Source organism: Streptosporangium sandarakinum (assembly GCF_050942225.1).
Classification (GTDB): Bacteria; Actinomycetota; Actinomycetes; order Streptosporangiales; family Streptosporangiaceae; genus Streptosporangium; species Streptosporangium nondiastaticum.
In genome coordinates, this window is record NZ_CP192034.1 from 4,596,416 (window position 1) to 4,609,552 (window position 13,137).

A 13,137-nucleotide genomic window follows, 5' to 3' on the forward strand; every position below is an offset into this window, starting at 1 on the left:
GGAAGGCGATGTGCTGATCAGATGCTGCGCACGGCGCCTTGCAGACGGGTTGGGAACGACTGCAGGGGCTCCGGCAGCACCTCTGACCTGCGGATGCTCGGCCGGTCCTGATCCGGCCCCGGGCAGGGTGAGGTACGGGGTGCCGTGCCCTCACCCTGGGCGTTCGGGCGTTACGGCCTCCACTGCTCCGCCGGCGACACCCCCGGCAGCGGCTTGCCGATGAGGGCCAGGGGGAGGAAGAAGCAGACCTGGCCGATGGCCATGATGAGCGTGGCGAGCGCCTTGTCGTCGTACTGCTCGGACGCCCTCGCGTACAGCTCGTCGGGGACGCGCTCGCCGGACGGGTTCGGGGTGAGGACGGATTCGACCAGTTCCAGCGCGACGCGTTCGGCGGCGGTGAAGTAGGGCGCGTCCCGCCAGGAGGCCACGGCCTGGCCGGACTCGACCTCACCTCCGTGGAGCCGTGACACCCGGCTCTCACCGGCGCCCGCCGATCACCGCCGCCGGTACGCGTCGGCACGGTGACTTGCATAGTCATGCAGTCCTATGTATATACTTCTACTCGTGTCCAAGGTGCTCACTTCTCTGCCTGTCGGTGAACGGGTCGGTATCGCCTTCTCCGGCGGCCTCGATACTTCTGTTGCGGTCGCGTGGATGCGCGAGAAGGGTGCAGTGCCATGCACCTATACCGCTGAGATCGGCCAGTACGACGAGCCCGACATCGCCTCGGTGCCCGGGCGTGCCACCGCGTACGGCGCGGAGATCGCCCGGCTGGTCGACTGCCGGGCCGCCCTCGTGGAGGAAGGGCTCGCGGCCCTGGCCTGCGGGGCGTTCCACATCCGCTCCGGCGGCCGCGTCTACTTCAACACCACCCCGCTCGGGCGGGCCGTCACCGGCACCCTGCTGGTGCGCGCGATGCTCGAGGACGGCGTGCAGATCTGGGGCGACGGCTCCACCTTCAAGGGCAACGACATCGAGCGGTTCTACCGCTACGGCCTGCTGGCCAACCCGGCCCTGCGCATCTACAAGCCGTGGCTGGACGCCGACTTCGTCACCGAGCTCGGCGGCCGCAAGGAGATGTCGGAGTGGCTGCTCGCCCACGACCTCCCCTACCGGGACAGCACCGAGAAGGCGTACTCCACCGACGCCAACATCTGGGGCGCGACCCACGAGGCCAAGGCGCTGGAGCACCTCGACGCGGGCATCGAGATCGTCGAGCCGATCATGGGCGTCCGGTTCTGGGACCTGTCCGTCGAGATCCCCACCGAGGACGTCACGATCGGCTTCGAGCAGGGCCGCCCGGTCACGATCAACGGCAAGGAGTTCGCCTCCCCCGTCGACCTGGTCCTGGAGGCCAACGCCATCGGCGGCCGGCACGGCATGGGCATGTCCGACCAGATAGAGAACCGGGTCATCGAGGCCAAGAGCCGGGGCGTCTACGAGGCGCCGGGGATGGCGCTGCTGTTCGCCGCCTACGAGCGGCTGGTCAACGCGATCCACAACGAGGACACCCTCGCCAGCTACCACAACGAGGGCCGGCGGCTGGGCAGGCTGCTGTACGAGGGCCGCTGGCTGGACCCGCAGGCGCTGATGCTGCGCGAGTCGCTGCAGCGCTGGGTCGGCACGGCGATCACCGGCGAGGTGACCCTGCGGCTGCGCCGCGGCGACGACTACTCCATCCTGGACACCTCCGGGCCGGCGTTCAGCTACCACCCGGACAAGCTGTCGATGGAGCGGACCGAGGACTCCGCCTTCGGCCCGGTCGACCGCATCGGCCAGCTGACCATGCGCAACCTCGACATCGCCGACTCCCGCGCCAAGCTGGAGCAGTACGCCCGGCTCGGCATGGTCGGCAGCGGTCACCCGCAGCTGATCGGCGCCGCGCAGGCGGCCTCGACCGGGCTGATCGGCGCGATGTCCGAGGGCGGCGCGGAGGCGATCGCCTCCCGCGGCGAGGCCCCCGCCGACGAGGTGCTGCTCGACCAGGCCGCGATGGAGTCCGGCACCGACTGACCGGCCACGGCGGGGGCGGCCTCCCCGGTCACCGGGAAGGCCGCCCCCGCCGAACCGCCGCGCCCGGGGGCGTGGATCGTGGCCGGCCCGGGCCCCCGCTTCCGGGCCGGCCGGTATGACGCCGAGGTCCGGACGCGGCCACGGACCACCGGCGGGTATGGATCACCGGCGGGTACGGGCTACCAGCGGTTGCGGGCCTCCTCGGCCCAGCCGGTGAGACCGTCGAGGTCCACCCAGGTGCCGTCGTCGGCCCGCGCCCACCCCGAGAAGTGGCCGAAGCACTGGTGGGTCTCGCTGCCCACCAGGCCCAGCTCGGTGCGGGCCACCTTCTCGTGGAACGGGTGGAACTCCACCTCCACCTGCGGGCCGGTGATCCGCCAGGGCCGCAGCCAGTCGGTCCGGTCGTACGACCATTCCAGCTCGTCGCCGATCTTGTGCAGGCGGCCGTCGACGAACAGGGCGTTCTCCGTCGAGCCGGTGCCGTCGGTCCACTTGCCGCCGAGCTGGATCGCCCGGCCGGGCCCGCTGCCGGCCGCCCAGTTCCACGTGATCGAGTACGGCCACTTGCCCCGGCCGTGGTCGAGCACGGCGAACGAGTCCGTCTCCTCGAAGGCGAACTCGGCCGGCCCCAGCCGCAGCCGGCCGCGCGCCGGGCGGCCGACGTCCTTGACCGTGTACTGGAACCGGCCGGGCCCCCACGGCACCACCACGCCGAGCGACTCGTGGCCCTCCGGCAGCGGCACCTCCAGGTCGAGCTCGATGCCGGACGCGACGGCCCGGATCACGGTGCCGGAGGCGTCCTGCTCGATGTCGATCGCCAGACCGCCGCCCCGTACGGATGCCGTCCCGGCGCCGCTGCGGTCGGGGAAGACGGCGCCGCGGGCCAGCGGCACCACGACGTCCTTGGCGGTCTCGACACGGGTCTCCCGGTCGAGCACGTACACCCCGTTCACCGCCGCGTAGTCCAGCGACGACGCGACCAGGCCGATGATGTGGCGCGGGGTGACGACGCCCCAGTACTCCCAGCGCTTGCCCCGCCCCCAGCCTCGCAGGTTGCCCCGGTGCAGCGGCCGCCGGGTCCAGCCGACCGCTTCGGCGTTGAGCCGCCCGTCGGCCAGGCACAGGTCGACGGGCGCGGTGATCTCTCGCTCATGGGTGGTCATGGGAGCCTGAGCCTTTTCGTGATCGAACGTACGAGGTCATCGGGGAGCTTGAGCACCGCCCGGTCGTAGGTGAGCAGGCCGTTGATCTCGTCCTCCACATCGGACAGCTGCGTGTAGACGGTCGCGCTCAGCCCGCGCGCGATGGCCGGGATGACCTGCTCCTCGTGCAGCCGGGTGAACGCCTCGCCGAGCGCGTCCACCGTACGGTACCGGCGGTAGCCGAACTCCTTCTCGCCCCAGGTGTGTCCCACGGCCGGCAGGCTGTATCCGCCGTACTCGGACAGCACGAGCACCCGTCCGTCGGGCCGGGGCGGGCGGAACCGGCGGAAGTAGACGTGCAGGCTTCGCAGGTCGCCCGCGCCCTGGTCGTGCCAGCCGCTGGCGTGGTCGACCGTACGGGTCGGGTCGAGCCGGGTGAGTTCGGCGGCGATCCGCGCGGCGTCGAACTGGCCCCAGCCCTCGTTGAACGGCACCCACACCGCCAGGCTCACCACGTTGCGCAGGTGCTCGACCGTGGCGCGCATGTCGGTCTCGAAGGCCGTACGGCCCGCCGCGTCGGCCCGGCCGAACCGGTGGTGCCGGCGGTCGTCCAGCCGTACGAACGGGAGGACCGCGGGCGCGGTGATGACCCATGGGCGGTACGGCTCGCCGCCGTTGACCATGTCCTGCCAGACGAGCATGCCGAGCCGGTCGCAGTGGTGGTACCAGCGCAGCGGCTCGATCTTGATGTGTTTGCGCAGCATGGTGAAGCCGAGCCGCTTCATCGTGGCGATGTCGCGGATCATCGCCTCGTCGCTGGGCGGGGTGTAGAGACCGTCCGGCCAGTAGCCCTGGTCGAGCACGCCCGCGTGGAAGTACGGCCGGCCGTTCAGCAGCAGCCGGGGGACGCCGTCGGCGTCGGGCCCGACCGAGAAGGAGCGCATGCCGAAGTAGCCGCGCACCCGGTCCGCGCCGAGCGACACGGCGACGTCGTACAGGAAGGGGTCCTCGGGGCTCCAGGGGCGCACCTCGGGCAGGGGGACGCGGACCGGCCGCCCGGCCGGCACCGTGGCATGCGCGACCGTCTCGCCTCCGGCCGAGATCTCGACGCGCGCCTCCCCGCCGGCCGCGTGGACCGTCACCTCCACGCAGGAGTCGCCGAGCAGCGGGGTCAGCGTGAGCCGTTCGACGTGGACCTCGGGCACGCACTCGGCCCAGACCGTCTGCCAGATGCCCGACTGCGCCGTGTACCAGATGCCGCCGCGCCGCAGACGCTGTTTGCCCCGCGGCCCGTTCCCGGTGTCGTCCTGGACGGCCACGACGAGGGTGTTCCCGGACGGGCGCAGCGCGTCGGTGACGTCGAACGAGAACGGCAGGTAGCCGCCGGTGTGACCGCCGATCTCGACGTCGTTGACCCACACCCGGCAGGTCTGGTCGACCGCGCCGAAGTGCAGGATCACCCGGCCGTCGGCGAAGTCGGCCGGCAGGTCGAACGAGCGCCGGTACCAGAGGGTCTGCCCGGGGAGCAGCTGCCGGTTCACCCCGGACAGCGGCGCCTCCGGCGAGTACGGCACGACGATCTCGCCGTCGTACGCCTCGGGGGGATCGTCGCTGATCGCGTACCGCCAGCGGCCGTTGAGGTTGAGGTGGCTGTCGCGGACCAGCTGGGGCCGCGGGTACTCCGGAAGCGGATCATCCGACACGCGTGAACCTCTTCAGTTCGCTGACCCCCTCGAACGGCCACGGCCGGGGCAGCCCGTGGCTCATCAGCAGGGCGCCGTGACAGATCTCCCCGGTGTCCTCGTCGCGGTAGCGGCCGTCCGGGTCCAGACCCTTGAGCCGCAGGGGGGCCGTCGCGCGGACCAGCATCGTCGGCCGCCAGGAGAGCACCACCACGTCCGCGTCGAGGGTGTACTGCACGGCCCAGTCGGCGAGGCGGTCCATCCGGCCGCCGTGAACGACCGGGCGGATCTCCTTGTACTGTGCGACCAGGTGTCTCGCCTGCTCCAGGTCTTCCGGGCCCCACCGCCGCAGGTCGCCGCCGATGCCGAGCGCGCCCGCCATCGCGACGTGGAAGCGGAAGGCGAGCGGCGTCCGCCCGCCGGTGATCGCGTTCGGGCTGTCGGTCACCCAGGCGCCCATCGTGCAGGCCGGATAGATCTGGCCGTAGCCGTGCTGGATCGCGATCCGCTGGGCGGCGTCGGTGTCGTCGGAGGTCCAGATCTGGTCGGTGCGGGCGATCATGCCGAGGTCCGCGCGGCCCCCGCCGCTCGCGCAGCCCTCGATCATCAGGTGCGGGTGGGCCGCGCGCAGCCGGTCGATCACGGCGTACACGTTCCGGATGTAGGGCACCCACACCTCGTCACCGGCCTCGGTGAACGGCCGGTTCATGTCCCACTTCAGGAACGCGATGTCGTCGCCGGTCACCAGCTCGTCGAGCCGGTCGTACGCCCAGTCGGCGACGTCGTCCCGGGAGAAGTCGAGCAGGAGCTGGTTGCGCACCTCGGTCGGGTGCCGGTTCGGCTGGCGCAGCACCCACTCGGGGCGCATCCGGTAGAGCTCGCTGTCCGGGTTGACCGACTCCGGCTCCACCCACAGGCCGAACGCCATGCCGAGCCGCTTCACGTGCTCGACCAGCGGGGTGAGACCGTCGGGGAAGCGTTCGGGGTTCGGCCACCAGTCGCCCAGGCCCGCCGTCTCACCCGTGCGGCCGCCGAACCAGCCGTCGTCCATCACGAACAGCTCGACCCCGATGCCGGCGGCCAGTTCGGCCAGTTCCATCTGCTGTGCCTGGGAGATGTCGAACTCCGTCGCCTCCCACGAGTTGAAGACCACCGGCCGCACCCGGCGGGGTTCGGGCAGCACGTGGCGGCGGACGTGGTCGTGCCAGCGGTGACTGATCCCGCCGAACCCCTCGGCCGAATAGACGCCGGTGAACGCGGGCGTCTCCAGGGCTTCGCCCGGTCCGAGCCGCCAGGTCACGCCCTCGTGCCCGAACCCGCCGCTCCAGCCCGCGCGGCCGTCGTGGTCGCGTTCGACCGTGATGCGCCAGCTTCCGCTCCAGGCCAGCGCCGCGCTCCACACCTCGCCGTGGTCCTCGGTCGCGTCGCCCGCGTCGAGCATCACCCACGGGTTGGCGTGGTGGCCGCTGTGCCCGCGCCTGCTGGTCAGCACGGTCTCGGCCGTCGCCAGCGCCGTACGCCGGACCTGGAACTCCGCGCCCCACCCGCCGGTGACGTGGGTGAGCCGGTAGTCCTCGCGCTGCGGGACCGTCCAGGCCGCCGAGTCGCAGCGCAGGATCGTGATCGGCTCGTTCCCGGTGTTGCGCAGGGTCGTCCAGCGGTCGATCGCGTCGCTGCCCGGCCTGACCCGGTAGTGCAGGTCGATCTCCAGCGGGTAGTGCCGGTCGGCCATCCTGATCACCAGGTGACCGGCCGCGCCGTCCCCGTCGCCGCCGGGGTCGATCTCGTGGCCGAGGTGCCGCCACTCGACGCCGCGTACGGCGTCGCCGTACCTGACCTGGAGGCCCGCCACGCCGAACCGCTCGCCGCCCTCGCCCGGCAGTTCCTCGCGTCCGGAGGGCAGCGCGCGGGCCTGGTCGGGCGTGAGCCGCGGTCCCCAGTGCGCGCAGCGCGGCGCGCCGTCCGGCCCGAGTCGCACGACGTACGCGCTGGACGGGGTGGCGAGCAGCCACAACCCGGGTTCCTCATAGTTGATCAAGACAGCCACACTCCGGTGTCGGGCGGCAGCAGGTCGCCGTCGAGCGGCCCGCTGGCGAGCAGCACGTCGTGGTGCCGGGTGAGCGGCACCGGCGCGGGGCCGAAGTTCACCATCAGTGTGAACCCCGGGTCGCGGGAGAAGGCCAGCACGCCCGGAGGCGTGTCCAGCCAGGTCAGGTCGCCGTCGCCGAGCGCGGGGTGGTCACGCCGGATGGCGAGCGCGGCCCGGTAGAGGTTCAGCGTCGAACCGGGATCGGCCCGCTGCGCGGCCACGGTCAGCCCCGCCCAGTCCTCCGGCTGCGGCAGCCACGTTCCCTGGGCGCCCTGGGCACCCGGGACACCCTGGGAACCTTCGGGGGCCGGGACGTCCACGGCGCCGAAGCCGTACGGCGCCGCCGTGCCGGACCAGGGCAGCGGCACGCGGCAGCCGTCCCTGCCCATGAACGTGCGCAGCGTGCGCTCGAACATCGGGTCCCGCCGGGCCTCGTCCGGGATGGTGAGATGTTCCGGCAGGCCCAGCTCGTCCCCCTGGTAGATGTACGCCCCGCCGGGCAGCGCGAGCAGCAGCAGCGCGGCCGCGCGGGCCCGCCTGGTGCCCAGCTCGACGTCCACGTCCATCCGGCCCAGCAGCACCTCGGGGGTCGGTGCGCGGACCAGGTCCTGGTCGACGCCGAACCTGGTCACCATGCGCGGCACGTCGTGGTTGCCCAGCACCCACGGGATCGACCCGCCCGTCTCGCGGGCCAGCCGGTACGACCCGTCGATGACCGCGCGGAACTCCTCGGCCGACCACGGGGTCGGCATCAACCCGAAGTTGAACAGCTGGGCCAGCCCGTCTCCCGCCAGGTACGGCCTGGCCTGGTCGGTGTCGAACCACATCTCCGCCACGGTGCCCCGGTCGCCGGGATAGGAGTCGAGGATCTTCCGCCAGGAGCGGTAGAGCTCCAGCAGCTCCGGCTGGTGCTCGTAGGGCACGGCCGTCTGGCCCGGCATGAGCGGGCCGCTCTGGCTGCCGGGGACGACGTCGGGCAGGCCGTCCTGCTTGAACAGCATGTTGGCCACGTCGATCCGGAACCCGGCCACGCCCCGGTCCAGCCAGAACCGCAGCACCCGCTCGAACATGGCGACCACGTCGGGGTGCCGCCAGTTCCAGTCGGGCTGGGCGGAGTCGAACAGGTGCAGGTACCACTGCCCGTCGGCCACCTGGGTCCAGGCCGGGCCGCCGAACACCGACTGCCAGTTGTTGGGCTCGTCACGGAAGACGAACCGCTCACGCTCCGGGCTGCCGGGACCGGCGGCCAGCGCCGCGCGGAACCACGGATGCTCGGCCGAGCAGTGGTTGGGGACGATGTCGACGATCACCTTGATGTTCTTCGCCGCGGCCCCCGCCACGAGCGCGTCGAAATCGGCCAGCGTGCCGTACCGGGGATCGACGTCGCAGTAGTCGGCCACGTCGTAGCCGCCGTCGGCCAGCGGCGAGGGATAGAACGGGCTCAGCCAGATCGCGTTCACCCCCAGGTCGGCCAGGTGGTCGAGCCGGGACAGCACCCCGGGCAGGTCCCCTTCGCCGTCGCCGTTCGCGTCGGCGAAGCTGCGCGGATACACCTGGTAGACGACCGCGTCCCGCCACCACGCCCCCCGGTCGTACGGGCGGGCGTCTCCGGCGGCCGGATCCTCCTGGAACCGGTCCTCCGGGGACGGGCGTCCGGGGGACGGCGTTCCGGCAGCCGGGCTTTCGGCGGTCAGGCTTTCGGCGGACGGTCCCGCGGCGGACCGGTTCTCGGCCGGCGGTCTCTCAGCGGACCGGTTCTCAGCGGACACCGCGAATCCTCCAGATCAGACAGGCACCGAGCGTGGCGAAACCGGCCGCCACGCCGTACATGAGCGGATAGCCACCGGCCGAGGTGACCAGCGGCGCGGCGATCACCGGGCCGAGCGTGTTGGACGCCGAGTTGGCCAGGCTCACGATGCCGAGGTCCTTGGCCCGGTCGGCGTCGGCGGGCAGCAGCTGGGTGACCATCGCCTGGTCGACGGCGGTGAACATGCCGTAGCCCGCGCCGAGGAGCGCGGACGCCGCGATGGCGGCGGGCCAGCTGGTCAGGAACGTCAGCACCAGCGCGGAGGCCGCCATCGTGAGGCCGCCGGCGCAGACGGCGGGCCTGCGGCTGCCGTACCGGTCGGACAGCCAGCCCGCCAGCAGGGTCGGCACGACGCTGCTCAACGTGAACACCGCCACGAGCACCACGACGCCCTGCTCGACGGCCGAACCGGGGAAGAGCCCCTCGTAGTGGACCGCGTCCCGCAGGTAGTACTGCAGGTAACCGATCGCCATCGCGAGCGTGAGAGTGATCATGAGCCGGCTCACCCAGGCCCAGGCGAAGTCGGGATGCCTGCGCGGGCTGACCCACAGGCCGCGCAGGAAGGCCGACAGGTCGAACGGCACGGCCGTACCGACGGCGGGCCCGGTGGTCACGGCGGCGGTTCCGGCGGTCGCGACGGCGGTTTCGGCGATGGCTCCGGCTGCGGCGGCGGAGACTTCCGCGGGTCCTTCCGCGGGTCCTTCCGCAGGCCCTTCCGCAGGTTCTTCCGCGGGTTCGCGGGTGAACAGGCCGAAGGGCAGCACGAGCAGCAGGACCAGGACCGCCATCGCGAGGAACGCGGCCTTCACCCCGGTCAGCAGGACGGTCGCCACCACCCCGCCCAGCAGCGGGCCGGCCAGCTGGCCCACGCCCGCCAGCGCCGACACCTTGCCGCGCTGACGGATCGGCACCTGGTCGGGCACGGTGGCGATGGCGGCGGCCAGGGCGGCGGTGAACGCCAGCTGGGCGACCGCCCAGCCGACGACCAGCCCGGCCAGTGACTCCTGCCAGGCGAGGAACGCCAGGGACGCGGCGCAGACCAGCGCGCCTCCCACGATCCACGGACGGCGCCGGCCGAACCGGGACCGGGTCCGATCGGACATGGCGCCGAAGAGCGGGTTCGCGATGATCGTGCAGACGGCGCCGACCGCGAACACGACCGCCAGCGACGCCTCCTTGTGCGCCGGGTCGATGCGCGCCACATGGGAGGGCAGCAGGATCTGGCTGCCGACGGTCGTCGCCATGATGATGCCCATCTGGGCGAGTGCCAGCAGTGTCATCCAGCCGGCGGAGACCCGTTTCACGGGCCTGGTGTGCACCTCGTGCATGTGTTTCCTTCGAGGCGAAACATGAGTGGGTGACACGTTAGAACATGACAGGGCGTTATGTTAAGACTGGATCGTGGAAAACCCCGGAATCCGGCGCCGGCCGGTTCAGAAACGGAGCATCGACCGGGTCGAGCGCATCCTCGACGCCTGCGCCCACCTCCTGGACGAGGTGGGTCTCGACGCGCTGACCACCGTCGACGTCGCCAGGCGGGCCGGGGTGCCGAGCGGCACCATCTACCAGTTCTTCGACGGCAAACCCGGCATGCTGCGCGAGCTGGCGCTGCGAAACCTGGATCTGCTGCTGGTGCGGCTACGCCACCGGGTGGCCGAGGAGGGGCCGCTCACCTGGCCTCGGGCGGCCGAGCTCGTGCTGGCCGTGACCGTCGAGATGCGCCGGACCGTTCCCGGTTACACGGTGGTCGACTTCGCCGACACCCGGCCCGGCGGGCAGACGTTCCTGCCGCCGGGCGAGACACAAGGGGGCGGGGACGTGCTGGCCGAACGGCTCTACCACTTCGCCCTCGACGAGGCCGGGCTGCCACCGCTGCCCGACCCCTATCACGTCATGCGGCTGGCCATCCAGGCCACGGCCGCCGCTCTCCACCTCGCCTTCGCGGCCTCCCCCGACGGTGACCCCGTCATGATCGAGCAGGGCCGTACGCTGCTGCGCGCCTACTTCTCCGCCGTGTCCTCCGCCGGCTGAGAACCGGGGCGGGAACCCGTGCGACGCCGGCGCGGTCGGGCGACGCGGCCCGCCACGTCCCGTCGCCGGCGGCGGGGGCTCACCCGGAGGCCGCCGGGAGCTGCGCCCGGGTCAGGCGCGCGTACAGGCCGCCGGCGTCGACCAGCGTCTCGTGGGTGCCGCTCTCGGCGATCCGGCCCCCGGCCAGCACCAGGATCAGGTCGGCGTCCCTGATCGTGCTCAGCCGGTGGGCGATCACGATGCGCGTCTGGGGCAGGGAGTCGAGGCCGGTGCTCAGCGCCGCCTCGGTGTCGGTGTCGAGGTGGCTGGTCGCCTCGTCCAGCAGCAGGATCTCCGGGCGGGCCAGGATCGCCCGCGCCAGCGCGATGCGCTGGCGCTGACCGCCGGACACTCCCCCGCCCTCGGTCAGCTGCGTGTGGTACCCCAGGGGCATGGCGGCGATGTCGTCGTGGACGCAGGCCAGCCGGGCCGCCTCCGCCACCTCGTGGAGGGAGGCGCCGGGGCTGCCCAGCGCGATGTTGTCCGCGATCGAGCCGGTGAACAGGGCGGGCTCCTGGGTGACCACCCCGAAGCGGCGCCGCAGCCGTCCGGGGTCCAGGCGGGAGACCGGCGCGCCGTCGTGCAGGATCTCCCCCTCCGTCGGCGGGAACAGCCCCAGCAGGAGGCGGGCGAGGGTGGTCTTGCCGGACCCGGACCGGCCGACCAGCGCGACCTTCTGCCCGGGGGCGATCCGCAGGTCGATGCCGCGGACGATCCACGGGCTCTCCGGCGCGTAGCGGAAGCCGACGCCCCTCATCTCGATCACGCCCGGCCCTCCCCCGCCGCCGGTACGGCCGGCCGCTCCGGCCGAGGCGGTCACGTCGGCCGGGGCGGTCATGCGGGTCGGGGCGGTCATATCGACCGGAGCGGCCAGGTGGGCCGGGGCGGCCCGCCGCGCGACGGCCGCCGCCGCGCCGGGTTCGGGGTCGGTCTCCCAGATGTCGGCGAGCCGTTCGGCCTGGGCGCGTGCGGTCTGCAGGCCCCGCAGGCTCGCGGTCAGCGACGCCAGCGGGGCCAGGGCCGCCGCGGCGAGGGCCAGCACCCCCAGCATGGCGCCCGCGGTGAGCCGGTGGCCGGCCACCTGCTGCGCGCCGGCCCACAGCAGGACCAGCGGGGCGGCGAAGCGCAGCGTGGCCAGCGCGGTCTCCTGCGCGCCCTGGGCGAGCGCGCTGCGCCGTACCCGACGGGTCTGTACGGCCAGCAGGCGCGTCCAGCGCTCCAGGACCTGGGCCTCCGCCCCCGACGACTTGATCGTCTCGATGCCCTTGACCGCCTCGATGAGCTGCCCCTGGGCGTCGTTGCGGGCCTCGTGCTCGCGGTGGACCAGGTCACGGATCCGCTGCCGCCCGGTCAGGAGCACCAGGAACTGGGCCACGGCCAGTACGGCGAGCAGCCCGCCGAGCAACGGCGAGCGCACGGTGACCGCGACCAGATAACCGGCGGCCAGAGGGGCGTCCAGCAGGGCGGACAGCACCTGGCCGGTGAGGATGTCGCGCAGCAGGCCCGCCCCGGTGATCCGCGCGACCAGGTCGGCAGAGCCCCGATGGGCGAAGAAGCCGAACGGCAGGGTGAGCAGCCGCCTGGCCAGCTCGTCCAGCAGGGCGGTGTCGGCCCGGGCGCGCAGCACGACCAGCGCCCATGCCCGCAGCCCCCCGGCCACCAGGCAGGCGACCGCCGCCGCGGCCGCGCCCAGGCCCAGCAGCGGCAGCAGGCCGGTCTCGCCACGGCCCAGCACCCGGTCCACGACGGCCTCGGTGGCGACGGGCAGGACGAGCCCGAGCCCCTGCAGCAGGAGACTGAGCACCACCAGGACGGCCAGCAGGCCCCGATGGCGCAGCACGCTGAGGCGCGCGTACCGCGACCACCAGGATCGCCGCTCACCGAAGCGGCCCCGCCGGAAGTCCGGGCCGGGGGCGAAGGTGAGAAGCACTCCGCTGTAGTCGCGAGCGAACTCCTCCGGGGTGAGCCGAAGCCGTCCGGTGCCCGGGTCGATCACCGTGATCCGGCCACCGCCGGCCCGCTCCACCACCACGAAGTGCCTGGAGCGCCAGTGGGCGACGGCCGGCAGGGGCGACTCGGGCACGTGCGCGGCCGGCAGCGCCAGGGCGCGGGTGGTCAGGCCGCGCGCCCGCGCGGCGCGCACCAGGGTGAGCGCGCTGACGCCGTCGCGGCCCACGCCCATCTCGCCGGACAGGACGCGCACGGAGGTGTGGTGCCCGTGCGCGCCGAGGACCATCGCGAGGCAGGCGGCCCCGCACTCGACCAGGCTGTGCTGGCGTACGACTGGAACCCGCATGGGACCGCAGTCTCCGCCCCGCGGCTGGCAACCGGCTT

9 protein-coding genes are annotated in these 13,137 nt (G+C 72.8%); 2 read left to right on the forward strand and 7 right to left on the reverse strand.

Features of this window, described 5'->3' with window-relative positions; genetic code table 11:
- Positions 1–170: 170 nt before the first annotated feature.
- A complete protein-coding gene (locus ACQP10_RS21650; protein WP_346022194.1) occupies positions 171–470 on the reverse strand; it encodes a carboxymuconolactone decarboxylase family protein in 300 nt (99 codons plus the stop codon).
- A 94-nt stretch (positions 471–564) separates the two neighbouring features.
- Between ACQP10_RS21650 and argG the strand changes: the two genes are divergently transcribed.
- Positions 565–2,013 carry an argininosuccinate synthase gene (gene argG, locus ACQP10_RS21655; protein WP_189248964.1) on the forward strand — a complete coding sequence of 483 codons (1,449 nt, stop codon included), beginning with the start codon at positions 565–567 and terminating at the stop codon, positions 2,011–2,013.
- A 179-nt stretch (positions 2,014–2,192) separates the two neighbouring features.
- On the opposite strand, the gene ACQP10_RS21660 is transcribed toward argG, so the two are convergent.
- The 5 genes from ACQP10_RS21660 to ACQP10_RS21680 are packed head-to-tail and all read right to left on the reverse strand — an operon-like array spanning position 2,193 to position 10,061.
- Positions 2,193–3,176 carry a DUF2804 domain-containing protein gene (locus tag ACQP10_RS21660; protein WP_433539592.1) on the reverse strand — a complete coding sequence of 328 codons (984 nt, stop codon included), beginning with the start codon at positions 3,174–3,176 and terminating at the stop codon, positions 2,193–2,195.
- Positions 3,173–4,858: a glycoside hydrolase family 2 protein gene (locus ACQP10_RS21665; RefSeq protein WP_433539593.1), complete on the reverse strand. Its 1,686-nt coding sequence runs from the start codon at positions 4,856–4,858 to the stop codon at positions 3,173–3,175. Before ACQP10_RS21665 ends, ACQP10_RS21660 begins: the two co-directional genes overlap by 4 nt.
- The gene (locus ACQP10_RS21670; protein ID WP_433539594.1) at positions 4,848–6,875 is read right to left on the reverse strand and encodes an alpha-galactosidase; all 2,028 of its coding nucleotides are present in this window, start codon (positions 6,873–6,875) and stop codon (positions 4,848–4,850) included. Before ACQP10_RS21670 ends, ACQP10_RS21665 begins: the two co-directional genes overlap by 11 nt.
- On the reverse strand, positions 6,872–8,695 hold the full coding sequence (locus ACQP10_RS21675) for a glycoside hydrolase family 13 protein (RefSeq protein ID WP_433539595.1): 1,824 nt from the start codon (positions 8,693–8,695) through the stop codon (positions 6,872–6,874). The genes ACQP10_RS21670 and ACQP10_RS21675 overlap by 4 nt, the downstream gene beginning before the upstream one ends.
- Positions 8,685–10,061 (reverse strand): MFS transporter, encoded by a 1,377-nt coding sequence (locus tag ACQP10_RS21680; RefSeq protein WP_433539596.1) that lies wholly within the window; start codon positions 10,059–10,061, stop codon positions 8,685–8,687. The genes ACQP10_RS21675 and ACQP10_RS21680 overlap by 11 nt, the downstream gene beginning before the upstream one ends.
- Before the next feature lie 73 nt (positions 10,062–10,134).
- On the opposite strand from ACQP10_RS21680, the gene ACQP10_RS21685 reads away from it, so the two are divergent.
- Positions 10,135–10,764 (forward strand): TetR/AcrR family transcriptional regulator, encoded by a 630-nt coding sequence (locus ACQP10_RS21685; RefSeq protein WP_346022200.1) that lies wholly within the window; start codon positions 10,135–10,137, stop codon positions 10,762–10,764.
- Between the two features lie 79 nt (positions 10,765–10,843).
- Here ACQP10_RS21685 and ACQP10_RS21690 read toward each other — a convergent pair whose 3' ends face one another.
- A complete protein-coding gene (locus ACQP10_RS21690) occupies positions 10,844–13,099 on the reverse strand; it encodes a peptidase domain-containing ABC transporter (protein WP_433539597.1) in 2,256 nt (751 codons plus the stop codon).
- Positions 13,100–13,137 lie beyond the last annotated feature (38 nt).